At 59.7% G+C, this 26,170-nt stretch carries 26 protein-coding genes; 12 read left to right on the top strand and 14 right to left on the bottom strand.

Features of this window, described 5'->3' with window-relative positions:
* Positions 1-260: 260 nt before the first annotated feature.
* Both chrA and ACWF8S_RS11920 read left to right on the top strand, forming a co-directional pair.
* Positions 261-1,457 carry a chromate efflux transporter gene (chrA, locus tag ACWF8S_RS11925; RefSeq protein WP_447553535.1) on the top strand — a complete coding sequence of 399 codons (1,197 nt, stop codon included), beginning with the start codon at positions 261-263 and terminating at the stop codon, positions 1,455-1,457.
* An 86-nt stretch (positions 1,458-1,543) separates the two neighbouring features.
* Positions 1,544-1,720 (top strand): hypothetical protein, encoded by a 177-nt coding sequence (locus ACWF8S_RS11920; protein ID WP_447553534.1) that lies wholly within the window; start codon positions 1,544-1,546, stop codon positions 1,718-1,720.
* Positions 1,721-1,833: 113 nt separating this feature from the next.
* On the opposite strand, the gene ACWF8S_RS11915 is transcribed toward ACWF8S_RS11920, so the two are convergent.
* Entirely contained in the window at positions 1,834-2,106 is a 273-nt protein-coding gene (locus tag ACWF8S_RS11915) for an XRE family transcriptional regulator (RefSeq protein ID WP_447553533.1), read from the bottom strand.
* 205 nt (positions 2,107-2,311) lie between these two features.
* Between ACWF8S_RS11915 and purE the strand changes: the two genes are divergently transcribed.
* From purE to ACWF8S_RS11900, 3 genes are all read left to right on the top strand, one after another.
* On the top strand, positions 2,312-2,824 hold the full coding sequence (gene purE / locus ACWF8S_RS11910) for a 5-(carboxyamino)imidazole ribonucleotide mutase (protein ID WP_447553532.1): 513 nt from the start codon (positions 2,312-2,314) through the stop codon (positions 2,822-2,824).
* A gap of 10 nt (positions 2,825-2,834) precedes the next feature.
* Positions 2,835-3,956: a 5-(carboxyamino)imidazole ribonucleotide synthase gene (locus tag ACWF8S_RS11905; RefSeq protein WP_447553531.1), complete on the top strand. Its 1,122-nt coding sequence runs from the start codon at positions 2,835-2,837 to the stop codon at positions 3,954-3,956.
* A gap of 156 nt (positions 3,957-4,112) precedes the next feature.
* Positions 4,113-5,732, top strand: a complete 1,620-nt coding sequence (locus ACWF8S_RS11900) for a diguanylate cyclase domain-containing protein (protein WP_447553530.1) — start codon at positions 4,113-4,115, stop codon at positions 5,730-5,732.
* On the opposite strand, the gene ACWF8S_RS11895 is transcribed toward ACWF8S_RS11900, so the two are convergent.
* The 7 genes from ACWF8S_RS11895 to ACWF8S_RS11865 all read right to left on the bottom strand — a co-directional run bounded on the left by ACWF8S_RS11895 (position 5,710) and on the right by ACWF8S_RS11865 (position 11,682).
* Complete coding sequence (locus ACWF8S_RS11895) at positions 5,710-6,543, bottom strand: TraX family protein (protein ID WP_447553529.1); 834 nt, start codon at positions 6,541-6,543, stop codon at positions 5,710-5,712. The two genes, ACWF8S_RS11900 and ACWF8S_RS11895, sit on opposite strands and share 23 nt — an antisense overlap.
* 198 nt (positions 6,544-6,741) lie before the next feature.
* Positions 6,742-7,512, bottom strand: coding sequence for a transporter substrate-binding domain-containing protein (locus ACWF8S_RS11890; protein WP_447553528.1), 771 nt, complete (start codon positions 7,510-7,512; stop codon positions 6,742-6,744).
* A 131-nt stretch (positions 7,513-7,643) separates the two neighbouring features.
* A complete protein-coding gene (locus ACWF8S_RS11885) occupies positions 7,644-8,372 on the bottom strand; it encodes an ABC transporter permease (protein ID WP_447553527.1) in 729 nt (242 codons plus the stop codon).
* Between the two features lie 3 nt (positions 8,373-8,375).
* On the bottom strand, positions 8,376-9,077 hold the full coding sequence (locus ACWF8S_RS11880) for an ABC transporter permease (RefSeq protein ID WP_447553526.1): 702 nt from the start codon (positions 9,075-9,077) through the stop codon (positions 8,376-8,378).
* 14 nt (positions 9,078-9,091) lie between these two features.
* Entirely contained in the window at positions 9,092-9,862 is a 771-nt protein-coding gene (locus ACWF8S_RS11875; RefSeq protein ID WP_447553525.1) for an ABC transporter ATP-binding protein, read from the bottom strand.
* Positions 9,863-10,070: 208 nt separating this feature from the next.
* On the bottom strand, positions 10,071-11,066 hold the full coding sequence (locus tag ACWF8S_RS11870) for a succinylglutamate desuccinylase (RefSeq protein ID WP_447553524.1): 996 nt from the start codon (positions 11,064-11,066) through the stop codon (positions 10,071-10,073).
* Positions 11,067-11,241: 175 nt separating this feature from the next.
* Positions 11,242-11,682, bottom strand: coding sequence for a hemerythrin domain-containing protein (locus ACWF8S_RS11865; RefSeq protein WP_447553523.1), 441 nt, complete (start codon positions 11,680-11,682; stop codon positions 11,242-11,244).
* A 209-nt stretch (positions 11,683-11,891) separates the two neighbouring features.
* Here ACWF8S_RS11865 and wrbA point away from each other — a divergent pair, with 209 nt between their 5' ends.
* Positions 11,892-12,491: an NAD(P)H:quinone oxidoreductase gene (gene wrbA, locus ACWF8S_RS11860; protein WP_447553522.1), complete on the top strand. Its 600-nt coding sequence runs from the start codon at positions 11,892-11,894 to the stop codon at positions 12,489-12,491.
* Between the two features lie 150 nt (positions 12,492-12,641).
* Positions 12,642-13,796 (top strand): alpha-hydroxy acid oxidase, encoded by a 1,155-nt coding sequence (locus tag ACWF8S_RS11855; protein ID WP_447553521.1) that lies wholly within the window; start codon positions 12,642-12,644, stop codon positions 13,794-13,796.
* 33 nt (positions 13,797-13,829) lie between these two features.
* Here the strand turns inward: ACWF8S_RS11855 and ACWF8S_RS11850 are convergent, their stop codons facing one another.
* Positions 13,830-14,903 (bottom strand): tartrate dehydrogenase, encoded by a 1,074-nt coding sequence (locus tag ACWF8S_RS11850; protein ID WP_447553520.1) that lies wholly within the window; start codon positions 14,901-14,903, stop codon positions 13,830-13,832.
* 107 nt (positions 14,904-15,010) lie between these two features.
* Here ACWF8S_RS11850 and ACWF8S_RS11845 point away from each other — a divergent pair, with 107 nt between their 5' ends.
* Complete coding sequence (locus ACWF8S_RS11845; protein WP_447553519.1) at positions 15,011-15,934, top strand: LysR family transcriptional regulator; 924 nt, start codon at positions 15,011-15,013, stop codon at positions 15,932-15,934.
* A 3-nt stretch (positions 15,935-15,937) separates the two neighbouring features.
* Here the strand turns inward: ACWF8S_RS11845 and ACWF8S_RS11840 are convergent, their stop codons facing one another.
* On the bottom strand, positions 15,938-16,720 hold the full coding sequence (locus ACWF8S_RS11840; RefSeq protein WP_447553518.1) for a M90 family metallopeptidase: 783 nt from the start codon (positions 16,718-16,720) through the stop codon (positions 15,938-15,940).
* Between the two features lie 163 nt (positions 16,721-16,883).
* Here ACWF8S_RS11840 and ACWF8S_RS11835 point away from each other — a divergent pair, with 163 nt between their 5' ends.
* Together ACWF8S_RS11835 and ACWF8S_RS11830 are read left to right on the top strand one after the other, a co-directional pair.
* Positions 16,884-17,303, top strand: coding sequence for a secondary thiamine-phosphate synthase enzyme YjbQ (locus ACWF8S_RS11835; RefSeq protein WP_447553517.1), 420 nt, complete (start codon positions 16,884-16,886; stop codon positions 17,301-17,303).
* 123 nt (positions 17,304-17,426) lie between these two features.
* A complete protein-coding gene (locus ACWF8S_RS11830; protein ID WP_447553516.1) occupies positions 17,427-19,670 on the top strand; it encodes a glycosyltransferase in 2,244 nt (747 codons plus the stop codon).
* Here ACWF8S_RS11830 and ACWF8S_RS11825 read toward each other — a convergent pair.
* Positions 19,652-20,350 carry a TVP38/TMEM64 family protein gene (locus ACWF8S_RS11825; protein WP_447553515.1) on the bottom strand — a complete coding sequence of 233 codons (699 nt, stop codon included), beginning with the start codon at positions 20,348-20,350 and terminating at the stop codon, positions 19,652-19,654. The genes ACWF8S_RS11830 and ACWF8S_RS11825 overlap by 19 nt on opposite strands.
* 81 nt (positions 20,351-20,431) lie before the next feature.
* Positions 20,432-21,373: an ABC transporter substrate-binding protein gene (locus ACWF8S_RS11820; RefSeq protein ID WP_447553514.1), complete on the bottom strand. Its 942-nt coding sequence runs from the start codon at positions 21,371-21,373 to the stop codon at positions 20,432-20,434.
* A gap of 285 nt (positions 21,374-21,658) precedes the next feature.
* On the opposite strand from ACWF8S_RS11820, the gene ACWF8S_RS11815 reads away from it, so the two are divergent.
* Complete coding sequence (locus tag ACWF8S_RS11815; RefSeq protein WP_447553513.1) at positions 21,659-23,110, top strand: alanine/glycine:cation symporter family protein; 1,452 nt, start codon at positions 21,659-21,661, stop codon at positions 23,108-23,110.
* Positions 23,111-23,158: 48 nt separating this feature from the next.
* Positions 23,159-23,458, top strand: a complete 300-nt coding sequence (locus ACWF8S_RS11810) for an MGMT family protein (RefSeq protein ID WP_447553512.1) — start codon at positions 23,159-23,161, stop codon at positions 23,456-23,458.
* A 132-nt stretch (positions 23,459-23,590) separates the two neighbouring features.
* Here the strand turns inward: ACWF8S_RS11810 and ACWF8S_RS11805 are convergent, their stop codons facing one another.
* Together ACWF8S_RS11805 and ACWF8S_RS11800 are read right to left on the bottom strand one after the other, a co-directional pair.
* Positions 23,591-25,159 carry a GNAT family N-acetyltransferase gene (locus ACWF8S_RS11805; protein WP_447553511.1) on the bottom strand — a complete coding sequence of 523 codons (1,569 nt, stop codon included), beginning with the start codon at positions 25,157-25,159 and terminating at the stop codon, positions 23,591-23,593.
* A gap of 42 nt (positions 25,160-25,201) precedes the next feature.
* Positions 25,202-26,116: a DMT family transporter gene (locus ACWF8S_RS11800; protein WP_447553510.1), complete on the bottom strand. Its 915-nt coding sequence runs from the start codon at positions 26,114-26,116 to the stop codon at positions 25,202-25,204.
* Positions 26,117-26,170 lie beyond the last annotated feature (54 nt).

Raw genomic sequence — 26,170 nt, 5'->3', positions numbered from 1 at the left:
TCCGCGGGTGCCTTGTTTGCTCGTATCCTCGCAAAACGTTACCACGCGCTACGGGTGCATAAACCCACCTGGGTCACACACCCGTAGCGCGTGGTAAGCCAACAGGCGCACCCGCGGGAGCAGCGCGACGAGCGCTGCCGGGGTGGGGGATGTAGCGCGAAGGGGGGGCCTCGGTTCTGCATCAGAACTACCCGTTCGCTGTCATCGTGGCGTCAGATCCGGCGATTATGCTTGGCGTTTTCTCTCAAGGATCTGGTGCCATGACGCAACAAGCGCTCCCCCGAGCCCGTATCGGCGAAGTCTTCAGAGCTTTCTTGCTGCTGGGGCTTACTTCTTTTGGCGGGCCCGTCGCGCATCTGGGGTATTTCCATCATGAGTTCGTAACGCGCCGCCGGTGGCTGAGCGAGCACGCCTATGCCGATCTGGTCGCGCTTTGCCAGTTTCTACCCGGCCCGGCCAGCAGTCAGGTGGGGTTTGCCCTGGGGCTGATGCGTGCCGGACCCTGGGGGGCGGCCGTAGCGTGGCTTGCTTTCACGCTGCCTTCTGCTCTGGTGTTGATGGTGTTTGCCTTGAGTGCCGCCATGCTGGAAGGTGCCATCGCCAACGGTTTGCTCCAGGGGCTGAAACTCGTCGCCGTATCGGTCGTTGCCCATGCGGTATGGGGCATGGCCCGAAACCTCTGCCCGGACCAAACCCGTGCCGGCATTGCGCTTGCCGCGGTGTTTACGGTGGTGTGGGTCAGCGGGCCGCTGGGGCAGGTAGCTGCTATCGTACTGGGTGGGCTGCTGGGGCTTGTGCTGTGTCGCAGTGGGGATTCCCACGCCTCTGGTGAAACGCTTCGTTTTGGCGTTTCACGCCGGGTGGGCGGAGCGTCACTGCTGATGTTTGTCGGACTCTTGATAGCGCTTCCGCTGTTGGCAAGTGGTGCGTCGTGGCTTGCTGTGATCGACGCCTTTTATCGCTCGGGGGCGTTAGTGTTTGGCGGCGGGCATGTCGTGCTGCCGCTACTCAGCGCCGAGGTGGTGCAACCGGGCTGGGTCAGTGACGATGCGTTCATGACCGGCTATGGGGCGGCGCAGGCCATCCCGGGGCCGCTTTTTACCTTCGCTGCCTACCTGGGTGCCTTGTTGCCTGGTATGCCTAGCGCGCTGGGCGCGGTTCTGGCATTGGTGGCGATTTTTGTCCCGGGCTTTCTTCTGCTGGTGGGCGTGCTACCGTTCTGGAACCGTTTTCGCCGGTGGAGCAGCGCTCAGGCGCTGATGCGCGGTGCCAACGCAGCGGTAGTGGGCATTCTGGGCATGGCTCTTTATCAACCGGTGTGGACCAGCGCCGTGGTCGGGCCTTTCGAGTTTGCCCTGGCATTGACCGGCTTTCTGCTGCTCAACGTCTGGAAGGTGCCCGCCTGGGTGGTCGTGCTCGTGGTGGCCCTGGGCGGCGTAGCGTTGGCTCTTGGGTAAAGCCTGGTTATGCCCCATGTTTGCCTTCCCGGGCTTGTCTTCTATGCTGGTGGATACGCTACTATCGGCGCACTCAGGAGACCATCATGTCCAGACAAGCCCGTATCGATCCAGTATTCGAAGTCAGCGACCTGAAAGAAACCATTTCCGGCTGGCAAGTCGTGGATGTATCCCAGCCCGGCAATGAGGTCGTGGTATCCGAGCACACTTCCGAGAAAGAGGCCATTCAGGCGGCAGAAGCGCTGGAGCAGCGCGACGACTGAGTGCCTGGCCCTGCGGCGTTAGAACGATTTCGCCCTCAAAAGAACTCGGCGCCAATAAAAAAACGCCTCGCGAATGCGAGGCGTTTATTGGTTCTAGTCGGCAGAGACGTTCGCTAGGGCGCCCCCAGCTCTAGTGTGCGGCGTAGAACGTTAAGTTCGTTGATATCCAGGTGCTCAAGCCTTCCGGCGAGCAGATCACTGATTTTCTGTACCGGAAGACCCGCCTGACGGGCGATTTCCCGGCTTCCCAGGTCTGATACGGCGATCAGACGTGCAATAATACGCATTAGGCGCGTACGTTTTTCAAGTTCCCTGACATCAAGGTCAGGGCTGCTTCGCGGAGGGTCCAGCGTTTCTGCGCAAGCAGTTGAGTATGCCGTACTCATGTGACTCCATTAGTCTGAAAGGACAGCTACACAATGCCGCTAACGAAGGCGCTTTTCAATGCCTGTGCGCAGGAAAATTTCGTCATTTGATCAAAGCCCCTAAAGGAGCGCGCTCTGGTAGACTATGCGCCTTCAAAATTTCTGGTAAGCCTTGCGGCTTTTTCGTCTTTAAACGGTTTAAGGCCACTGGCCGAGGAGCGAATACATGTCCAGCAGCGCACCCAAGGTGGGCGTGATTATGGGGTCCAGGTCGGATTGGCCCGTCATGGAGCATGCCGTCACCATGCTCGAGCGCCTAGGCGTGGCCTGCGAGACACGCGTGGTGTCGGCGCATCGCACGCCGGACCTTTTGTTCGACTACGCCAAGAGTGCCGCCGAGCGTGGCCTTCAGGTGATCGTTGCCGGCGCAGGCGGCGCGGCACATCTACCTGGCATGGTGGCCTCGCAGACGGTGCTGCCGGTGCTGGGTGTACCGGTGGAGTCCAAGGCGCTGAAAGGACTGGATTCGCTTCTCTCTATCGCCCAGATGCCCGGCGGCATTGCCGTGGGCACACTGGCCATCGGCAAGGCCGGCGCCACCAACGCAGGCCTTCTGGCTGCGCAGATCGTTGGCCTTCAGGATAGCGCCGTGCGTGAAGCGGTCGAGGCGTTTCGCCTCGAACAGACCCAAATGGTCCTGGATAACCCGGACCCCCGTATCGACGCCGACCAGGCCTGAGGAGGCATTCATGAACATTGGCGTATTGGGGGCCGGGCAGCTAGGCCGAATGCTGGCGCTGGCGGGCTATCCTCTGGGTAACCGCTTCACCTTTCTGGATACCACCGGCAGCCCGAGCGCCGGCATTGGCGATGTCATCGTCGACCCCGACAACGAGCGCCTTGCCGACTTTCTCGAGCAGGTGGACGTGGTCACCTACGAGTTCGAGCACCTGCCCGTCGAGCTGGTCCGCGAGATCGAGCGGCACAAGCCGGTATACCCGGGAAGCCAGGCCATCGCCGTGTGTCAGAACCGGGTGGAAGAGAAGGCATTGTTTGATCGCTTGAATATTCCTACCCCGGCGTACCGGGTGGTGAACAGCGCCCAGGAACTGGCCGACGCTGCCGGGGAGCTAGGCTGTCCGGTCGTGGCCAAGTCGGTGACCGAAGGCTACGACGGCAAGGGCCAGGCGGTGCTCAAGGCCGCCGACGAAGCGTTCGAGGCCTGGGCGTCGATCGGGCACTCGCAGTTGATCGTTGAAGCCTTCGTCGACTTCGTGCGGGAAGTGTCCATTATTGCCGTGCGCGGACGCGATGGCGAGGTAGCGTTCTACCCCATGGCGGAAAACCAGCACGTGGATGGCATCTTGCGTTACTCCGTGGCGCCGCTGCCGGATGTGACCCAGAGCGTTCAGCAAACGGCGGATAGCTACATACGTACGCTGCTCGATGAGCTGGACTACGTGGGCGTGCTGGCACTGGAACTTTTCCAGACGCGCGATGGCAGCCTGCTGGCCAACGAGATGGCCCCTCGGGTGCATAACTCCGGCCACTGGACAATGGATGGCGCGGTGACCAGTCAGTTCGAGAATCACCTGCGGGCCGTGCAGGGGCTACCGCTGGGGTCGACCGAAGCGATTGCACCGACTTGCATGGTGAACGTGATCGGCCAGGAAGGGGATAACGCGGCGCTGCTGAAGATTCCCCATACGCATCTGCATCGTTACGATAAAAGCGAGCGGGCCGGGCGCAAGCTTGCCCATGTCAACGTCGTGGCCGATTCCCACGCTGCGCTATTGGAAAAGGTGCGCCAGTGCCAGACGCTTCTACCCGAGGCTCCGCCGGTCGTCTGGAGTTTCGAATCCCGCTTTTAACATTTTATACTTTTATAAGCGCCTATAATGAGGCGGTTTTTTTAATTTTAATGACGATAGTCGCTTTAATGGCATAAATCATATAAAACTAGCGCTTTGAACTTCAATGAAGAAGGTTGCCTTCAAGCTGGCAATATACTAGCGCAGGGACAGGATATGCTGTGGAAGCTCAAGCCCGCCATGGTCATTCAAGACAGACGCTCGATCGAGCTTCTGATAGATAACGTTTCACTGTGTGATCTGGAAGCGGCGAAAGTAAGGCTTCTATACGAAAAGCTTTGGCAGCCGGTGATCAGTAGCCTGGTGGCGGCGGCCTTCATGTTGCTGGCGATTTGGTCGGCCAATACGCCATTGTCGCTTCTTTCCTGGCTCGCGGCGCTTTCCGTCGTGTCTCTTTTACGTCTGTGGCTTGCCTACCGTTTCGGGCATGTAGCTTCTGATCCCTACCACAAGAAGTGGCTTTACGCCTTTGCTGCCGGGGCCCTAGCTTCCGGGGCGATATGGGGCGCGGCCGGCATCATCTTTTTTACGCCGGACTATCCGGAACAGTTTGCCGCGCTAGCGGTGGTCATGGCAGGAATCGCCGCCGGGGGCATCACCACGCTTTCGTCCGTCAAGTGGATTGCGGTGGGTTTTGTCACGCCGATTCTACTGCCGGTCGCCGTGCTGTTCGTGATTCAAGGGTCGCTGCTGTCGAGCGTGGTTGGCGGTATGATGCTCATCTTCTTGATGTTGATGCTGGCCACAAGCTCGCGGTTCAATCGTATCATTCACGATAATATTGCCTTGAGAGTCAACATCGAGGCCCGAGAAGCGCAGCTTCTGGAAAGCGAAAACCGCTACCGTTCCATTTTCGATCATTCTCCTCTGGGCGTCTTGCACTTTGATCGCAACGGCATCATTACCGATTGCAACGATCAGATGTTGATGATTCTAGGCGGTGGGCGCTCGGCCTTCATCGGCTATCGGATGCTGGATCGCGCTGCCAACCAGGAAGTGGCCCAGGGGGTGAGAGACGCTCTTGAAAAAGGCTCGGGCTACTTTGAAGGAGTATTCCACCTGCCCGGAGCAAAGACCGGGACGCCCTTGCGCGCTATTTTCAATGGCGTGAACAGCGCCAGTAAGGAGCGTATAGGCGGCATGGCCATCGTGGAGGACTTTACCGAGCGAACCCGAAACGAGGCCATCATCTATCGTCAGGCCTACTATGATTCGTTGACCGATCTTCCCAACCGACGCCTTTTCATTGAGCGCCTGATGGGGCTTTGCGATGAGCCTTCAAGGCATGAGCGCACCGGCGTCGTCATGTTCCTGGACATGGATCGCTTCAAGCTGATCAACGATACCTTCGGCCATGCCGCCGGGGACGATCTGCTGGTGCAGATTGCCGAACGTCTGGAAAGACATCTGGACGACGATGACATGGCCGCCCGGCTGAGCGGAGACGAGTTCGTGATGCTCAAGCTGATCGACCAGCCTTTGTCGGAAGCCGCTGAGCGCGTGGCTCAGAGTGCCATGGAAATGCTGCAAAGCACGCTGACCGGTCAGTACTGTCTGGAAGGTCAGCGAGTCGATGTGACCCCCAGCATGGGCTATACCTGTTTCAGCGCCGCCCGATACGATCATGCCGACATTCTCAAGCAGGCGGATATCGCGATGTATCAGGCCAAGGCGGATGGGCGGGCACGGCTGCGCCGCTACCGGCCCGAAATGCAAAAAGTGCTGGCCCAGGGCGAGTCCTGTTCGAGCCACGCTACATTGCTAACCGCCCGCTGATCACCAGCCAGAGCGCGATGATGGCAAAGTGGCCAGGGTACCAGGCAAGCCAGAGCCGCCGGGGCATGGCCATGACCACCGGGGGTATGCGCTGAGACGCTCCGGCTGCCAGCATCAGCACGATGACACACGTGGCCACGGTGAAGGACTTCGACATGTCCGAGGCGTTCATCTGACCTGCTATCCAGAGCAGCGGAAAGGCCGCAAGCCCTGCCCAGAGGCGGGAGATCAAGGCGTCGCGGGTTTCGCTGAGCGCGTTCATGGCGAACATGAACAGCGGAATCAACAGCAGCCCGTTATGCCCGTATTCCACCCAGAAGCCCAGCAGATACCAGACGGTGACTACCACACCCGTGCCCAGCAACAGCCAGCCAAACCCCAGTGTCTGGCGCTGGTAGTGCTGCCAGCCCTGGCGTACCAGCGCACCCAGTGCCAAACCGCTTGCCAGCGTGAAGCAGACGTTCAGAATAAAGGCGTCGCTTACCCGTGGCATCATCATGTAAGGCACTTGGGCGGCGATGCCGATGATCAGGATACGCCGGGCATAGCGCAGCGGATTTCGCGTGTTGAAAAGCCCGTGCCAGGCCACCATGGCGGCAAACAGGGGAAAGGCGATGCGGCCGATCGACGAGCCCGCCCAGCCCAGATCCCATGCGCCCGGCAGCACGTAACGCACCAGGTGGTCTATCGTCATGGTCACGAGTGCAAGCCACTGACCCCAGGCAGTCCAGTGAGATAAAGGGCGTTCGGTGCCGGCGGCATCCGGTGTTGAAACCGCCGGGCTGGCAGAAGCGCCAGGTGGGTACGTCATAAAACCTCCCTGTTTTACATGACAGTTCTTTTATAGCCAACGCTTTAGGTAGGACTGGGGCGCGCCTTTCAAGTTCATCGCAGGGCTTGAAGGTAGTACCTGACCTTACTATACCTCAGCTAACGCAAAACCCCCGGTTTTTGCCGGGGGTTTTATTGCCTTGCACCGCGAGGGGGTCACCCGTTACCGAAGTAAGCGTTATTCGTTGCCGAAGTAGCGCTGATAGATCTCATCATAAGTGCCGTCTTCTTCAAGGGTGGCCAGGGCGTCATTGAATTTCTCGGCCAAGGCCTCGTCGCGCTGGCGAAAGGCGATACCGAAGCCGTCGCCGAAGTACTCCTTGGGCTCGCTGATGCGCTCACCCACTTCCTTGTACTCGCCGTCGCCGTCTTCGATCAGTGTGTACTGACCGATGGGGAAGTCGAGGAAGACGATATCCAGACGCTGGGCGTCCATGTCCAGCACCATGTCATCGGCGGTGGCGTAACGGCTGATATCGGCAACGCTGCCGTAGTTGTCGGTCACGTAGTTGTCCTGCAGCGTGCCGCGCTGAACGCCGATGGTCATGCCTTCCAGCGTTTCTTCGTTAGCTTCGTCGATATCCAGGCTGCTGGGTGCGAACCAGGCCGACGGCATGGTGATATAGGGCTCGGAGAACAGGACCTGACGGCGACGGTCGTCGTTGATGGTCATGGACGACATGATCGCGTCGTAGTTGCGCGACATCAAACCCGGAATGATACCGTCCCACTCCTGTTCGACCCACTCGCAGGTAATTCCCATGTGTTCGCAAAGCGCGTTGCCCAGATCGATATCGAAGCCGGTCAGGTCGCCTTCGGCGGTGCGGTATTCCATCGGCTCGTAAGGCACATCCACGCCGATGCGTACCGTATCGTAATCCCGCGCCTGGGCGGAGGAGGCCGCGGCAACGGCAAGGCCCAGCAGAGACAGCGTTAGAATTCTTTTCATGGTGGTACTCCTGAGTAGGCAGGTTCACTTCAGTGATCACGTTTAAACTAACGCACCCAAGCGTTGACGAAAAGAACGCGTGCGTTTGTAAACCAACGTTTGTTTGATTACGCCCCCTTCGCATCAACGAATCAGTGGGAAAGCGGCTTCAAGTGAGCCAGCAGGCGCTTTTCGAGCAAACGGAACCCATACAAAATAGCAAAGGTTAAACAAAGATAGATAGCGGCGACGAACAGAAACGCCTCAAACGGGGCGTAAAACCGCGCGTAGACAAAGCGGGCGGCACCGGTGAGGTCGGTCAGCGTGACGACACTGGCGATGGCGCTTGCATGAAGCATGAAGATGACTTCGTTACCGTAGGAGGGCAGTGCCCGGCGAAATGCGCTGGGGAGAATGATCCGGCGCATCATCAGCGCCTGGGACATGCCGTAGGCCTTGGCCGCTTCGATTTCTCCCTGGGGGGTCGCCTTGATGGCGCCTCTGAAGATCTCGGTGGTGTAGGCGGCGGTATTGAGCGTAAAGGCAATCAATGCCGGGTAGAACGCCTCGCGCAGCATTGGCCAGAGAAAGGTTTCCTGAATGCCGTCGAAAAAGACCACGCCGTAGTAGATGATATACAGCTGGATCAAAAGGGGAGTACCGCGAAACACGTAGGTGTACAGATAGACCGGCAGGCTGATCCACTTGTGTCTGGAACTTCGCATGATGGCCAACGGCACGGCAAGCAGCAGCCCTGCCAGAAGCGCCAGAAATACCAGTTGAGTGGTGGTGACCAGTCCTTCCCAGTAGTAGCCCAGCGTGTTGGGCGTGAAGATCACGTTGCCTTCGAGCAGATCAATGAACCATGTGGTGATATCCATGTGCTACTGCCCCCCGAAGCCGATGTTGTAGCGCTTTTGCAACTGCGCGAATATCCACTCGGAAACGCTTGCAATCAGCAGGTAGACCGCCGCCACCGGCAGCAGGAACACGAAGGGTTCATGGGTGGCGCGCGAGGCCTCGGCGGCCACGCGCACCATGTCGGTCAACCCGATCACCGAGACCAGTGCGGTGGTTTTTAAAAGCACCATCCAGTTATTGGAAAGCCCCGGGAGGGCGTGGCGCATCATCTGCGGAAAACGCACGCGACGAAACAGCAAAGCGTTGCTCATGCCGTAGGCCTTGCCGGCCTCGATCTGTCCCTCATCCACCGCCATGAAGGCGCCTCGGAAGGTTTCGCCCATATAGGCCCCGAAGATGAATCCGATGGTCAGCACGCCGGCGGCGAAGGCGTTGAAGTTGATGTAGATATCGATATCGAAATGATCATAAAGCAGATCACTGATGGCGTTGACACCGATCTGGCCGCCGAAAAAGAGCAGCATCATCAGCACCAGATCCGGCACACCGCGAATCACCGTGGTATAGAGCGTTGCCACGCGATGAAAAAGCCAGTGGCGCGACATCTTGGCAGTGGCGGTGAGCAAGCCAAGCGCGATGGCAAGAATAAGCGATAGAACCGCCAGTTGTATGGTGACGCCAGCCCCTTCGATGAGACGCGGGCCATAGCCTTGCAAGTCCAGCATGGAGTGCCTCGCGATCAGTATTTGGGAGCCAGAAACTGCTGTAGCCGGGCAGAGCGCGGATTGTTGAGCACCTCGTCAGGCGTTCCGGACTCTTCGACCAGACCCTGATGCAGGTAGATCACCTTGCTTGAAACGTCCCGGGCAAAGCCCATCTCGTGAGTGACCACCACCATGGTACGACCCTCTTTGGCCAGATCACGCATGACCTTCAACACATCGCCGACAAGCTCAGGGTCGAGCGCCGAGGTGGGCTCATCGAACAGCATCACTTCAGGGTTCATGGCCAGGGCGCGTGCGATGGCGCCACGCTGTTGCTGGCCGCCGGACATCTGCGCCGGATAGGCGTTGGCGCGTGCGGTCAACCCCACGCGTTCAAGCAACGCATAGGCGTGTTCGGTGGCTTCTTTTCTGGATTGGCCCAGCACGTGTACCGGCGCTTCGATGACATTTTCCAGAAGCGTCATGTGGGCCCACAGGTTGAAGCCTTGAAAGACCATGGAAAGCTTGGCCCGCATGGCGACGACCTGCTTTTTATCCGCGGGCTCCCGGCCGTGACGGGTCATCTTGAAGCGTACCGGCTCGCCGTGAACGATCAGCTCGCCTTCGTCAGGCTGCTCCAGCAGGTTCATGCAGCGTAAGAACGTGCTCTTGCCCGACCCCGAAGCGCCGATAAGGGTAATCACATCTCCTTTATGGGCTTCGAGCGAGAGGCCTTTGAGAACTTCAGTATCCCCAAAGCGCTTTTTTATATTGCGCACTTCAAGGGGCGTAGGCGTTACGGCCATAACGAGGCTCCAGAACAGGGTTGCCGCACAAGCAACCGGTGTAAGACACACGCTTGATTGCGGCTGGCGCGAAAAAAGGGGCGATTCTATCAGGCCTTCTGCCCAATGCGCTCGTTCTTGTGTGATTAAGTCAGCCTATCGGTCTGATTAATCCTCGAAAAACCCCGCCCCTTGCTTGTTATTGTTGCAAAACGCCATTGTACGGCTTTTAAACGCCTCGTGCCTCAGCTTCCTTGGGCGCTACCAGCAGCGCGGCCCTGGCGCCGATTTCCACGTTGGCGTTGGGAAACACCACGTGAAGCGGCTCGTCGTCAACGATAAAGTCACCGGCTTGGGCGTCTTTGGCCAGACAGGCACCCGGCTCGAAGCGGGTAAAGTTCGCCACGTCACTGTCAAAGCCGAACGTGAAATCTTCGGATTGGCGAAGCAGCTCGTGCTTGACTTCAAAGAACTGGAGAGGGTTACCCGCCGCAGAGGATGGCTCTTCGCCCGCGCCAAGCGCGCTAATCAATCTCAACATGGGTATGAGCGGGGTCAGGTCGTTCTGTCCAAAAGGCGCCACCTGCCCCAGCTCGAACGTGAACGCCTGGGCCTGATGGTAGTGTCTGCTGTAGTGGGAAAACGTGAAACTGTGCTGGTGCTGATGCAGCACCGCCTGCATGCCCGCGCCGGCCAGCCACGCCCACTGTGGGTCGAGAGTGGGGGTCTCGCTGAAGGGCTCTACGACAAAGCGCGGGTAGAGGCTTTTACGAATCGCGGTATGTAAATCGTAGTGAAGCCGGGGGCGGGGGTCGTGACGCTGGAAAAAGCGATCCACTTCATCCATCAACGCCCGCGCGCGGTCGGGCTCCGGGCCTTGCAATGATAAATCGCGTTGGAAAAGCCGGTTCAGGTTGGTGTCCACAAAGCGGGTCTGCGCCTTGATCGCGGGGATGTTGCCCAGAATGACCAGCACCGGTGCGCCCAAGCGAGCGGTGCCCGCCTCCAGCGCACAAAGCCACTGGCCCAGCAGTTCTATCGGCGCGGTTTCGTTGCCGTGAATGGCGGCGGAGAAAATGCAGGCGTGGGTATGATCGTCTGCGGTTTCAGGGGTCAGCTCCAAAATGCCCGGCGCATGAAGGTGATAGCGCCCGCTGGCGAATGCTCCGTCGCGCGTCGAAGGCACCTTGTTTTCAAGCGTCCAGTCAAGCCACTGGCTAAGCATGCATCGCTCTCCGTCTGGTTGGAGTATCAGAGCATTCCTGTTTATCACGCCGGTATGCCCATCACAAAGGCGACGTCGCCGGGCTATAAATCAAGCAGGCTTACATATAAATACCTGTAAAAAAAAGCGTCTGACCCGCTATCGGGCCAGACGCTTTCTTGATTGGAAGACGGTGTTACTCGGCGCGCTGACGCTCCATTTCCTCCTGATACTCGCCGGCCAGCGATGTCTTCTGGTTCTCCGGCAGGCCACGGCCGGCCAGTTGAAACACTTCCTGCTCTTCTTCATCCAGGTGATGGGTGACCAGGTGCTGCAGTTCCTTGGCGTGTACCAGCCAGTTGCTGGCGCTGTAGTCGGTTTCGTCCAGAAGCTCGATCAATTCATCGATCTCATGATGCTCGGCCACGCTGTGGCGAGCCTTTTCCTGGGTGAGATCCATTTCCATCAGCGGGATGTAGAACGCCCGCTCTTCGGCAGCGGCGTGGTACTGCAACTCATGCTTGACCTGCTTGTAGAGCGTATCGCGCTCTTCGCTGTCGCCATGAGTTTCGATCAAGCGGGCGAGCAGGTCGCGCTGGATATCGTGATCTTTACGTAGCGCTTCGAAAATCGTCATCCCTGAATCCTTGGATATATGCACGAGGTAGGGGTTAAAAATTAGTGCCCAACCCTGAAAAGCGCAAGGCATCAATAGCGTTGGCAGCACGGGGTGTCACGAAAATGCCGTGGCACTACTTTAAATTAGTCTATGTTGAAAAGGCGCACATTTATTGATCTGTGTTATTGGACAGGTTTCACAAGTCACGCAATCAAGAAGAGGTCTCAATGGCGAAGTTACTGGTGCTTTACTATTCCATGTACGGACATGTCGATACGCTTGCCGCCGCCGTGGCGGAAGGTGCCAAGGAAGTGGAGGGCGTCGAGGTGAGCGTGAAACGCGTGCCTGAAACCATGCCGAAGGAGGCTTACAACAATGCTGGCGGCAAGCAGGACTTTACTACTCCGGAGGCAAGCCCTGGCGAACTCGCCGACTATGATGGCATCATCGTTGGCACCCCCACACGTTTTGGGAACATGTCCGGCCAGATGCGCACCTTCTTCGACCAGACCGGCGGCCTGTGGGCCAACGGCTCGCTGCGGGGTAAGGTCGCTAGCGTCTTTACCTCTACCGGTACCGGCGGCGGTGAAGAAATGACCGTGACCTCCACCTGGACGACGCTAGCCCACCACGGCATGGTGATCGTGCCCATCGGTTACGGTATCGACGAGCAGTTCGATATTTCAGAAGTCAGTGGCGGCAACCCTTACGGCGCGGCGACTCTTGCTGGCGGCGATGGCTCCCGCCAGCCCAGTGAGCGCGAGCTCAAGCTGGCGCGTTTTCAGGGCAAAATGGTGGCTGAGGTGACCGCGAAGCTGGCCCGCTGAGACCATGGGCTAATTGCCTGCAGGCGTTGAGGCATTACCCTGTAATAGCCTTTATGTGGTTGAACTGGCCCTTGAGTGGCCAGGACAAACAGACCTCACTTACGGTGGGGTCTGCTCGTTTGGCGCCTTTAACGCTTGAAAGGAAACGGTGTGAGTCGACTCGATAAAGCCCGTAATTTACACGATTTTGAAGCGCTGGCTCGACGCCATCTACCCAGGCCCTTGTTCGGTTATATCGCCAATAGCGCCGAGGAGGGCAAGACGTTCACGGCCAACCGGCGTGCGTTTGATGCCTATGGTCTTCTACCCAGTGCGCTGGTGGATGTCTCTGCCATTTCCACCGAGACAACGCTACTGGGCACGCGCTATAGCGCGCCCTTCGGTATTGCGCCGATGGGTATCAGCGCACTGAGTGCTTACCGGGGCGATATCGTTCAGGCCCGGGCGGCGGCCGAAGAGCAACTGCCGATGATCTTGAGTGGAAGCTCTCTGATTCCACTGGAAGAGGTGCTGCGTGTCGGGAAGACGGACTGGTTCCAGGCGTACCTGCCGGGCACCATCGAGGAGATCGAGGCACTGCTCGCGCGCGTGGAGCAGGCGGGCTTCAAGAATCTGGTGATCACCGTTGATTACCCCGTGCCGCCCAATAGTGATAACAACCGGCGCAGCGGTTTCTCCTCGCCGCTTCGTCCCAGCCTGCGCCTGGCGTGGGATGGCATGATTCGCCCGCGCTGGCTGTTCGGCACCTTCTTTCGCACGCTTTATCATCACGGCATGCCGCACTTCGAGAACAACTACGCCCGCCGCGGCATCGCGGTGCTCTCGAAAAACGTCAACCGCGATTTCTCCGGGCGAAGCCATCTGCAGTGGGAATACCTTGAGCGGGTGCGCGCGCTTTGGCCGGGCAAGCTCATCGTGAAGGGAATCCTGAATCCGGCGGATGCCCGGAAGGTCGAGGCGCTGGGCGGCGATGCGGTGATCGTCTCCAACCATGGCGGGCGCCAGCTGGATTACAGTCCTGCCGCGCTCGAGGCGTTGCCCGGCGTGGTAGACGCGGTCACGGATATCCCGGTCATGGTGGACAGCGGCTTTCGCCGGGGCACCGATGTCATCAAGGCGCTCGCCCTGGGGGCATCGTTCGTGTTCATCGGCCGGCCCATGAACTACGCTGCCGCCTACGCCGGTGAAGCGGGGGTACGCCATGCGCTGACGCTACTTCGCGAAGAGCTCCAGCGCGATATGGCGCTGATGGGGGTGACTGACATTCATCACTTGGGGCGTGAACATCTGATCACACGTCGCTAGAAAGCCGCGCAGCAGATTGCTGCGCGACCGGTTTCAACGAGCAATTTTCTCGGCAATCGCCTTGCCCAGACTCTCGGTAGTTCCGTTCCCGCCCACATCCCGGGTCAGTACCTGGCCATCACCCTCGGCCAGTACCGCCTCGATGGCGTCGACCATCGCCTTGCCGGCATCCACATGGCCCAGGTGTTCGAGCATCATCGCCCCGGACCAGATCTGGCCGATGGGGTTGGCGATGCCCTTGCCCGCGATATCCGGGGCGCTGCCGTGTACCGGCTCGAACAGGCTCGGGAAGTCGCCTTCCGGGTTGATGTTGGCCGACGGCGCGATGCCGATGGTGCCGGTGCAGGCAGGGCCCAGGTCCGAAAGAATATCGCCGAAGAGGTTGCTGCCTACCACCACGTCGAACCAGTCCGGGTGCAGCACGAAGTTCGCGGTCAGGATGTCGATGTGGAATTTATCCACACTGACCTCGGGGTACTGTTTGGCCATTTCCAGCACACGCTCATCCCAGTAGGGCATGGTGATGGAGATGCCGTTGGACTTGGTGGCCGAGGTGAGCTTCTTGCGCGGCCGAGTCTGAGCCAGGTCAAAGGCGTACTTCAGCACGCGATCGACGCCGGTACGGCTCATCACGGTTTCCTGGACGACGATCTCGCGCTCGGTACCCTCGAACATCTTGCCGCCGATGCTCGAGTACTCGCCCTCGGTGTTTTCGCGCACCACGTAAAAGTCGATATCGCCGGGCTCACGGCCGGCCAGCGGGCTCTTGATGCCTGGCATCAGCTTGCAGGGGCGCAGGTTGATGTACTGATCGAACCGGCGACGAAACTGCAGCAGCGAGCCCCACAGCGAGATATGGTCCGGCACTTTCTCGGGCCAGCCCACCGCGCCGTAGAAGAGTGCATCGAACCCTTTGAGCTGCTCGAACCAATCGTCCGGCAGCATCTGGCCGTGTTCCAGGTAGTAGTCGCAGCTGCCGAACTCGAAATGCTTGAATTCGAGATCGATACTGAAACGTTTCGCAGCAGCTTCTAATGCCTTGAGGCCTTCGGGCATGACTTCGGTACCGATACCGTCGCCGGCAATGACTGCAATGGTGTGGGTCATCTTCAAGCTCCCTGTCATTGGAAAGGTCTTGCAGAAGTGTAGCGGCTTTGGCGCACGATATAATCGGGCTACACTGCAAGCCATTATTGCCTGAAAGTGGATAATCCATGCCGCCGATTGATGATCTTGCGTTTTTTCAGCATCTCGCTCGCGCCAAAAGCCTGACCGAGACGGCGCGCTCGCTGGGGCTTTCGCTGTCGGCGGTGAGCAAGCGTCTGAAGCAGCTGGAGGCGCGGCTGGGGGTGACGCTTGCCGCACGGACCACCCGGCGGTTGACGTTGACCCCGGAAGGTGAGCGTTACCTGCAACGTGGCACGCTTATCATGGAGGAGCTTTCGGCGCTTGAGAGCTCACTGGGCGATACCGACGATCAGGCGCTGGACGGTCCACTGAAGGTGAATGCCACTTTCGGCTTCGGGCGAGCCCATATTGCGCCGCTTCTCTCGGCATTTTGCCATGCCCATTCCGGGGTGCAGGGCTGGCTGGAGCTGACCAATTTTCCCATGAACCTGTCCGATCACGGCTTTGATATCGGTATTCGCGTGGGGGAGCCGCCGGACTCGCGCCTGGTGGCTCGGCGCCTTCTGGCCAACCGCCGGGTACTGTGTGCGGCCCCGCGCTATATCGATACCATGGCGCCCCTCGAGCGCCCCGCCGACCTGGCCCGGCACCAGTGCCTGGTGGTGCAGGAGAATGACACCGATTTTCCCCTCTGGCGCTTCGAGCACGCCGAAAGGCGCGGGCAGACACAGTCGGTGAAGGCAAGTGGTCGGCTTGCCAGCAACGATGCCGAGGTGATCACCCGACTGGCGCTGGAGGGTCACGGCGTCATGCTGCGTTCCTGGTGGGATGTCAACGCGCACCTGGAAAGCGGCGCGCTGGTTGCGCTGCTGCCCACGTGGCAGGGCGTACGGGCGGATTTTTACGCGGTCTTCGAGCAGCGTCGTCACGTGCCTGCGCGCCTGCGCGCGTTTATCGATTATCTCGAGCGCGAGATGCCCGGGCGCGTGCCGCCACTGCCGGGAAGGTAGGTCTCAAGGCGGGGCCTGGCCGCGCAGCAATGGGGCCTGGTTGAAGTAGTTGCCGAGCAGCTCATAAAGCGCGGGGTAGGCGCTATCGAGGATATGCGGGGCGCTGAAGAAGTACTCGCAGCATACGGCAAAGCACTCGCCGGGATGGCTGGCGGCGTAGTCGTCGATGGGCGGTTCGACTCCTTTCTCGATACAGCGGTGGAGGTCGTTCCACACATCGGTGAAGACGGCATGCCACCGGGACGAGGAGAGCGAGCGAGGCAGCGGTGGAAAACCGTCGATATCCATGGAGTTGCCCATGTCGAGCTTGTGGGCCAGCTCGTGGATGAGCACATTGAAGCCGGTAAAGCCGCCGCCTTTCATAAGGTCGGTGTAGGTGACTACCACCGGCCCCTGGTAAGAGGTTTCCCCCGCGCGTTCGTCGATAAAGCGATGCACGACGCCAAATTCGTCCATTTCTTCGACATCGCGCATGAAGCTGTCGGGCAGGATGACGATCTCGTGCACGTTGCCAAACGCCTCGCGGTGCTCCGCCTGATTCCAGCCGAGCGTGAGCAGGCACGCCTGGCCCGCCAGGGCCAGCTGTTCCGCCGCGGTAAAAGGCGTATCTGTCAGTTCCGGATGGAGGGTCAGGCGTTTGGTGGCCAGAAAATGCCAGGCGCGCTCACCCAGACGCTCTGCTTCGAAGGGTGTGAGCGCGGCGAGAATCGGCGTGTGCCGGCATGCCAGGTGCCAGGCCTGGACGGGCCGCGCAGGCGCACGGCGTTTGAACCACTGCTTTGACATGGGCGTCTCTTTCAAGCCGTGAGCGGACTTGCGTATTGTTGCCGAGTCGGCCACGTTTCACCAACGCGGGGTGTCGGAAAACTCCGCGATGTTTCGATGTACATATGAAATGTGCGCTCACGGCGCGTTTATCCATCAACCCCGTTACCCGAAAGGAGTCCTTATGTGGTCGCAAAAGGAGATCAGCCTGAAGCCCCGCCCCCGCGGCTTTCACTTGATTACCGAGGAGGTGGCGCGGACGCTGGCGGCCATGCCGCGAGTCGAAACGGGGCTCTTGCAGGTGTTCATCCAGCATACCTCGGCGTCGCTTACCATCAACGAGAACGCCGATCCCACGGTGCGCACCGATTTCGAAAGCCATTTCAACCAGATGGTTCCGGAAGATGCACCTTACTACCAGCACGTCTTCGAAGGCAGCGACGACATGCCCGCACACCTGAAAAGCAGCCTTCTGGGCGCCAGCGTGCAGATCCCCGTCACCCGGGGCCGGCTGAACATGGGCACCTGGCAAGGAATCTATCTCTGCGAGCACCGTAACCACGGCGGCCAGCGGCGGCTCGTCATCACGCTACAGGGCAAGTAAGGCAGTGGCAGGGCATTGCGAGATGTTGCGAGCGCTTTTTTGAACGTGTGATCCGGCCAGGCCGGCCCGCTGTGTTAATCTGACCGACTCCTTTTTATCCTTCTGACGGCAGTTAGGCGCTTCATGGCCCATCCTGTTTTTCGTGTTTCCCGCAAGCGCTGGCTGCGGCTCGCTTTCATGCTCAACCTGGCCCTGGTGGCGATGCTGGTCATCCACCAGATCTGGCTTTACGCCGCTGAACCCGAGTTTGAATCGCTTCATACCCTGGAAGTGGCAAGCATACGAAACTCCCTCGAGGGGCGCGACGCCTACCGGTTTGCAGTGGTGGGCAACATCAACAACTCCGTGAACGTCTTTCGCAAGGAGATCGTTCCCAGGCTGAATGCCAGCGGGCTCGATTTTCTCGTCTCGGCGGGCAACGCGGTAAGCAGCGGTCAGCAGGAGAGCTACCGGGCCATCTATCAAAGCCTCGAACAGCTCGACATGCCCTATGTGCTCACCTATGGCGATAACGAAAACAGCGATTTTGGCAGTACCCTGTTCTATGAATATCTTGGCCCGCATTTCTACGCCTTCGTGGCCGGCAACAGCCATTTCATTTTTCTGGACGGTACGGGTAAATCCTCTACTTCGTGGCAGCTTGACTGGCTGGAGCGCGAGCTTTCGGCCTCCAGTGTCGATCACCGTTTCGTGTTTGTGGGATTGCCGCTTCACAACGTGATCAGCGAAGCGCCGCTGTTCGAAGCCGACAACTATCTAAACGATATCCGTCTCAGCGAAGGCATTCAGCGTCTGGCCGAGCGCTACCAGGTGGATACCGTCTTCTCGGCCAATCTGTCGCTTTACTCCCATCAGACTCTCAACGGCGTGGATTACGTCACCACCGGGGGCGCAGGCGGCATTCTGATGAATACGCAAAGCAGTTTTCATCACTATGTGGTCGTGACGGTGGACGGTGAAGCCGTGACTATCACGCCGATTCGCTTGAACGTGGACCAGCCGGGCTGGTGGCGCCTTTTGGGCAGTATCGCCTCCACCGTCTACGCGTTTTTCTACGTCAGCTACCCGCGCTTCTTGCTGATCGTCGCTCTGTTGACGCTGCTGGCGATGCGTCTTTATAAACTGATCTTTGAAGAGCGCGACTACTACCCGAATTTCGATCTTGACCCGACGCCGTATCTGGCCGGGCCCTTGCGTGTGGCGATGGTGTCGAATAATTACTTCCCCTTCGTCTCCGGCGTATCGGTGTCGGTTGAACGCTTGCGCAACGGCCTGGCGGGGCTTGGGCACCGTGTGCAGCTACTGGTGCCGCGTTACCGGGAGCCCTGGCCGGATGACGAGAACGTGGCACGCGTACCCACCCTGGTCGCGTTTGGCGAAAAGCAGGAATTTCGTCTGACCAATCCCCTTGACCGCCGCTTTCGCGAATGTCTTCGCGCTTTCAGGCCGGATGTGATCCATGTTCATCACCCGTTCTGGCTGGGGTCGATGGGGCTTTGGGTAGGGCGGCGGTTAAACGTTCCGGTGATATATACCTATCACACCCGCCTGGAGCACTACGCCCATTTCGTACCGCTTCCCGGGGCGCTGTTTCGTAACCTGATCTCGCACTATCTGATCAAGCGCTTCTCCAACCGCTGTGATGGCGTCATCGTGCCGACCTATTCGGCGGAGGAGTACCTGCGCATGATCGGGGTGAAAACGCCTACGCTGGTGCAGCCCACGGGCATCGATACCGCCCGTTACACGAAAGCGCAGCCAGACGACATCAGTGCGCTCAAGGAGCGTCTGGGGATTCGCCCGGACGAACGGGTGCTGGTCAGCGTCTCGCGTATCAGCCAGGAGAAGAACATCGGCTTCATGCTGGAAGCGCTTGCCGAACTCAAGCAGCAGGGCCATGGCGGGTTTCGTCTGCTGCTGATTGGCGATGGGCCCGACCGTCACACCCTTCAGGCGCGTATCGAGGCGCTCTCGCTTTTTGAGGAGGTGACGCTGGTCGGGGCGGTGGCGCCGGAGGAAATGGCGAGTTATTACCATCTGGGCGATCTGTTCGTCTTCGCGTCCACCTCGGAAACCCAGGGCATGGTGATTCTGGAGGCGATGGCGGCAGGGCTTCCCGTGGTGGCGGTGCGCTCAAGCGGAATCGACGACGTGGTGCGCGATGGCTTCAACGGTTACAAGACGCCGCAGAATCGTCAGGTGTGGGGGCAACGGGTACTGGAACTCAGCGGCAACGATGCGCTACGCGCCACCCTGGGCGAGCAGGCCCAGGCCTTCGCCGGCGACTACGACGTTGCCCGGTTCGCCGAAGCCGTTACCCATTTCTACGCTGAAGTGCTGGCCAAGCATCACTCTTTACCGCGCTGAGCCTTGCGGGTGCGGCGTACGTCGGCATAGCGCTTCAACCCCAGCAGCAGCGCCGCGCCCAGAGCCAGCCCGCCCAGCGCCATCAACACTTCCTGGTAGCTGGCGGCGGTCAGCAGCGCGCCCAGCTGGCTGCCCAGCAGGATCACCGCGGCAAGCCCGGGCACGATGCCGACGGTCGAGCCGATCATGTAATCGCGAAAGCGTAGGTGGAAGGCCCCCGCCAGCATGTTGGTGAGGGTAAAAGGCGCAAGCGGCAGGACGTTGATCACGATCATGGTGCGAATGCCACGCTTGGAGAGATACCCCGAAAGTCCACGCAAGTGGCGGCCGCCGTAATCCATCAGCACATCGCGCCCCAGCCAATGACCCAGCCAGTAAGAGAGGACCGAAAAGCTCAGGGTGCCAAGCGTGGCGTAGACAAGCCCCCAGGCCGGGCCGAACAGCAGCCCAGTGGCCACGACCAATAGCGTCAACGGGAACATGATCAGCAGCAGCGCGTTGTACACCACGATCACTGCGGCGAACATCCACGGAGCACGCTGCCACTGGCTGACGTAATCGATGGTCTCGTTCAGGCGTTCGGCCGTCATGAACCCCGAATGTTCAAGCCACCGCCAGACAAGCGCCAGCGCGATGAGTACCGCCAACAGGCCAAGGCCTTTCAAGAGCGTGCGTGACATCCCGTTCACCACCAGCCGTCAAAAAGGAGCGTCAGCATACGCTAGCCGGCCGGTGGGTTGAAGATGCGACTGAAGATGAAGCTAGTCCAGGCGTGCTTCGATGACAGGCCAGGCAGGCTCACCCTCCACAGTGGTGACATCCGCCAGCATCGCTTCCACACGCTCGGGATGTTCGTTGATCCACTGTTGTGCCACTTCGGCCAGATCCCGCTCTTTTTGACCAAACGCCTGAATCATCCAGCTCTGCTCCTCGGCGCTGAAGGTGAACTGTTCGAAGAAGGTCACCACGTTCGGGTGGGCGTCGGCGTAGTCGCTGCGAAGTACCGTCAGCACATCGCTTTCGCCGTTGTTCTCGCCGAACAGGTTCTCCGGGTCGTCCAGGTAGCGCATGGGCAACTCGAGGTTCATCCAGTGGGGCGTCCAGCCGACCCATACCACCGGCTCCTCCCGGGAGATCGCAGCCTGGGCGGCGCTGAGCATGCCGACTTCGCTGGTATCCCGCAGGCGCCAGTCGCCAAGGCCCCGTTCGTCGTTATCGATCGCCTCTTGTAAAATCTCGCTGGCGGCAGAGCCCGCGCCAAAGCCTAGAATCTCACCGTTGAACATGTCGTGGTTGTCGATAAGGTCCGAAAAGCTCTGAATACCGCCTTCATACGTATATTCTGGCACGGCCAGCGTCATCTGGGCGCCGTCCACGTTGTTGGCCACATCGACCAGCACGCCGGACTCCTTGCGCGGGTTGAACATCTCCCGCTGGGCGGGTAGCCATACGCCCAGAAACACGTCGATATCACCGCTTTCAATGCCCTGATAGATCACCTGAAGGCCGATCTGCTGTGCGCGGGTGTCATAGCCCAACGGGTTCAAGAGCTGCTCGGCGATTTCGGTTTTAACCGTGATGCCAGGCCAGGCGGGGACGCCGAAATCCAGTGTTTCGTCATCGCTGAAGGCCGCAGGAGCCGCGGTTGCCGCAGCGCCAAGCGCCAGCAGTGATAAAGCCTTGGTAAGAGGATGGGGGGTCATAAACTCTCCTGAACGTGACACGTTGATCCGTGCGGGCGGCTTGCAGACAAGATCCGCGCCAGCACGGCAAGTCTGCTCAAGATAGTCAGCGAAGCGCCAAAGGTCGACCCTAGGTCCCGAACAGGTGCCGGCGCTTGACGTGAATCAAGCTTTTCAGGCTGTCTTGCATGACGGCGTAACTGACTCGATATCGCCTGCGTTCGATCGAATCACGCAATTTACTTGCCATTTCGGTGCGAGCGTGAAGAATGAGCCGGCTCATATGTCATAAAAAGGTGCACGTTTATGGATTTTTCCCTTCCGCCGCTGTTTACCGCGCTGGTTGATCGCGGCAACGGCCTGTTGTGGGGCAGCGTGCTGATCTATCTGCTGATCGGCGCCGGGCTCTACTTCACCCTTCGTACCGGCGGCATTCAGGTGCGCTATTTTGGCCATATGTTCAAGCTGTTGAAAAACTCCCGTCAGGCCGATGGCGGCATTTCCTCTTTTCAGGCGCTGTCCACCAGCCTGGCGGCGCGAGTCGGCACGGGCAATCTTGCCGGTGTGGCGGTAGCCATCTACTACGGTGGCCCCGGGGCGATCTTCTGGATGTGGATGACCGCCATGGTCGGCATGGCCACCAGCTTTATCGAATCCACCCTGGCCCAGGCCTACAAGACCGACCACGGCGATAATTCCTTTCGGGGCGGGCCGGCGCGCTATATCGAGCACGGGCTGGGGCTTCGCTGGATGGCGGTCCTGTTTTCGATCTGCCTGATCATCGCTTTCGGCCTGGCGTTCAACAGCGTACAGGCCAATTCCATTGCCCAGGCCATGGAACAGGCCTTCGACATTCCCACCTGGATCATGGGCGTGGTGCTGGTGGTGATCGTCACTCCCATTATCTTCGGCGGGCTCAAGTCCATCGCCAAGGTGGCCGAGCTGGTGGTGCCGCTGATGGCGCTGCTCTACTTGATCCTGGCACTGGTGGTCGTGGCGCTGAACGCAACGGATCTTCCGGCGGTGTTCATGACCATCATCAAAAGCGCCTTCGGCGTCGAGCAGGCGGCAGGCGGTGTAGCCGGCTACGCGATTTCGCAAGCGATCATGAACGGTATCCAGCGCGGGCTCTTCTCCAACGAGGCGGGCATGGGGTCGGCGCCCAACGCCGCCGCCACCGCCAGCACGCGTCCGGACCACCCGGCTGCCCAGGGCTTTATCCAGATGCTTGGGGTGTTTCTGGATACGCTGGTGATCTGCACCGCGACCGCCGCGATCATCATCATGGCCGGCCCCGAGCTTTTGTCAGGTGATGAAAATAACGGCATCCAACTGACCCAGATGGCGCTTTCAAGTCATGTAGGCGAGTGGGGCAGCATGTTCATCGCCGTGGGCATCTTGCTGTTTGCGTTTACCTCGGTGATTGCCAACTACTCCTATGGTGAATCCAATATCGAATACCTGGCCGGTCGGCGCGCCCCCGTGGCGGTGTTCATCTTCCGCTTAGCGGTGCTTGGCATGATCATGGTGGGCTCCGTTGCCAGCCTGGACGCCATCTGGAACTTCGCCGATCTTTCCATGGGCATGATGGCCATCATCAATCTGATCGCGATCTTGATGCTTTCACCCGTCGCCTTTGCGCTTTTCCGCGACTACGAAGCCCAGCTCAAGGCGGGCCAGGAGCCGGTGTTCAGACCCAGCCAGTTTCCCAAGCTCGTCAACAAGGTAGACCCCAAGGCGTGGCCTGAGCGGGATTGAAGACGACCGTGTCATGCGGCCCCATGAACCCATGCAAGAGGTATAACAGTGCGACCGGCGCTTTTAGAGCAGATATACACCATCGTCGCGCAGATCCCCGAAGGGCGGGTGACCACCTACGGACGTATTGCGGCCATGACCGAGGGCGCCACGGCACGCTCGGTGGGTTCCGCCATGCGCCACTTGCCCGACGGGCACGAGCTTCCCTGGCACCGGGTGATCTCGGCAGGCCTCAAGCTTGCCGACCACGGCGGCGCGGCGCGCCAGCACGAAAAGCTGCGTGCTGAAGGCGTGGCTTTTGATGAAAAGGGGCGGGTGCCGCGTCATCTGGTGTGGCCGGAAGAGTAAGTGACGAGGAGTGAGGGGAAGGGGTGAGCAAAGAAAGAGTGAGAAAAGAAAGAGCGAGGAGTACGCCCAGCGAAGAAAGCGCCGCCCAACCGGGCGGCGCTTTGCCGTTCACATCTCGCATCTCACACGAACTCAATCATCCAGATTCGCGCCGGATTTCCAGGACCAGTCGCGCCAGCGCAGGTCGAACAGATCCTTGCGACGATCCTTCATGTTGGTCACCGAACCCTCGGCGCGCACCACCGTCAGGCGGGTCAGGTCCAGGTCCGAGAAGAAGATCATTTCGGTATTGGGCGTGGTTTCTGCCAGCACCGCATCGTGGGGGAAGGCGAAATCGGAGGGGGTGAACACCGCCGACTGGGCGTACTGGATATCCAGGTTCTCGATGGAGGGCAGGTTGCCCACACTTCCGCACAGCACCACGTAGCACTCGTTTTCGATGGCCCGGGCCTGGCCGCAGTGGCGCACGCGCAGGTAGCCGTTCTTGGTGTCGGTCCAGAAGGGCACGAACAGAATATCCATGTCCTGGTCGGCCAGCAGCCGGCCAAGCTCGGGAAACTCCACGTCGTAGCAGATCAGGATACCCACGCGCCCGGCATCGGTGTCGAACACCTGCAGATTGTCGCCGCCCTCGATCACCCAGTCGCGGCGCTCCTGGGGTGTGATGTGCAGCTTCGCCTGGCGGTCGATTTCGCCGTCGCGGTGGAACAGGTAGGCGATATTGTAGAGCTTGCCGTCTTCGCCTTCCTCGATCATCGAGCCGCCTACAATGTTGATGTTGTAGGAGACCGCCATGCGCGAAAGCTCGCTTTTGAAGCGCTCGGTAAAGCTTGCCAGAAAGCGGATCGCCGCCATCTGATCCTGCTGGGCCGCGCGGTCCTGAAGCCCCATCAGCGGCGTGGTGAAAAGCTCGGGAAAGACGGCAAAGTCACTTTGGTAGTCGGACAGTGCATCGACGAAGTACTCGATCTGCTTGAGCGCCGCCTCTACCGAGGAGAATTCACGCATCTGCCACTGTACCGCCCCTACGCGTACCTGGGTGGGGCGTGTTTCCAGCACGCTTTCGGCGGGCTCGAACAGAATGTTGTTCCACTCCAGAAGGGTGGCGTAGCCGCGCGACTGTTCGTCTTCCGGCAGGTACTTGCGTAGAAGACGCTTGACCTGAAAATCATTGGCCAGCTGGAAGGACAGGATCGGGTCGTAGATCTCCTTGCGCGAGACCTTGTCGATGTACTGCGCTGGGGTCAGGGCCTCGGCGTGCTGGTGATATTCGGGAATACGTCCGCCGGCGAGAATCGCGCGCAGGTTGTGCGAGCGGCAAAGCTCCTTGCGCGCCTCGTACAGGCGCCGGCCCAGCCGGTAGCCGCGGTAGTCCGGATGAATCAGCACATCCAGCCCATACATCGCGTCACCCTCTTCGTCATTGCGGATGACTTCGCGATGGCCGATCAGGTCATCGTAACGATGGGGGTTGGAGAATTCGTCGTAATCCACCTGCACGGTAAGCGCCACGCCCACCAGAATGCCGTCATCCTCGATCGCAATCTGGCCGTCGGGAAACGCCTGGATCAGCTTGTCGATGGTGTGCCGGGGCCAGGCACCACCGATATCGTGATAGACCGCGTCCATCAGCGTCTTCAGCTGGTCGTAGTCATCGCTTGTCAGGTTGCGAAGATTAAGGTGCAGCTCTTCTAGAGACATAGTATTAAATACTCACCGTAAAAAGGACGTTGGGCCATTGTATCACTGCTGGGTACTGCGGGCTTTTCTGCCTTGCGTACCCACCAGCGGGCGCGTCAGAGTCTGTGCCATGATGACGCCGGCCAGGATCAACACGCCGCCGAACAGATGAAAGGCCGCTATGCGCTCCCCCAGAAAGGCCATGGCGATCAGCGCGCTGAACAGCGGCATCAGATTGATGAAGATACTCGACTGGTTGGCACCGATCTGGCGCACTGCGCGCATCCATAAAAACGTGGTAATGATCGAGGCCGGGATGCCGGCATAGAGAATCAACCCCAGGTTCTGGCCGTCGACCGGCGTCATCGGGCCCAGTAAATAGGGCGGCAGCAGAAAAAGTACTGCAAAGCAGACCTGGCCGTAGAGCAGTACCCAAGGGGGCAGGTTCATTGGCCAGCGCTTGAGCATCACCCCATAAAGGGCGTAGCAGGTCGCGGCAATCACCATCAGCGCATCGCCAAACGCTACTTCGAGCTTCAACAGCGACAGCGGGTTGCCCTGGCCAAGCAGTACGCTCACGCCGACAAAGGCCAGAAGCCCGCCGGCCACGCCGCCGGTGGTCGGCGGCTCGCGCAGAATCAGAGCGCTCAACAGCACGGTCAGAAGCGGTACCATGGCCGCCAGGATCCCCATGTTGGTGGCTGTCGTCGTCTCGGCGGCCACGTAGGCCAGCCCCTGCCAGAGCCCCATGCCCAGTAATCCCAGCACGGCCAGTTCAAGCCAGTGACGCTTGATTTCCGGCAGGTGTCTGAGCGCGGCGGGCAGTACGAACGGGGTCATGACCAGAAGTGCCAGCAGCCAGCGCAGAAAGGCGATACTGCTCGGGGCGATGGTGCCGACGGTGAGCTGGTTGATGGTCATGTTGCCCGACCAGATGATCACCGTGGCCAGTGGCGCGAGGAAGTAAATCAACGGCATAGCGGGTTCCTTGAAAGTTAGCCGGGTAATGTGACGCGCTTTCAAGCCCGGGGC

Source organism: Vreelandella xerophytica (genome assembly GCF_968048975.1).
The sequence above is the reverse complement of the archived record's forward strand: the minus strand, read 5'-3'. Positions and strand labels throughout refer to the sequence as shown.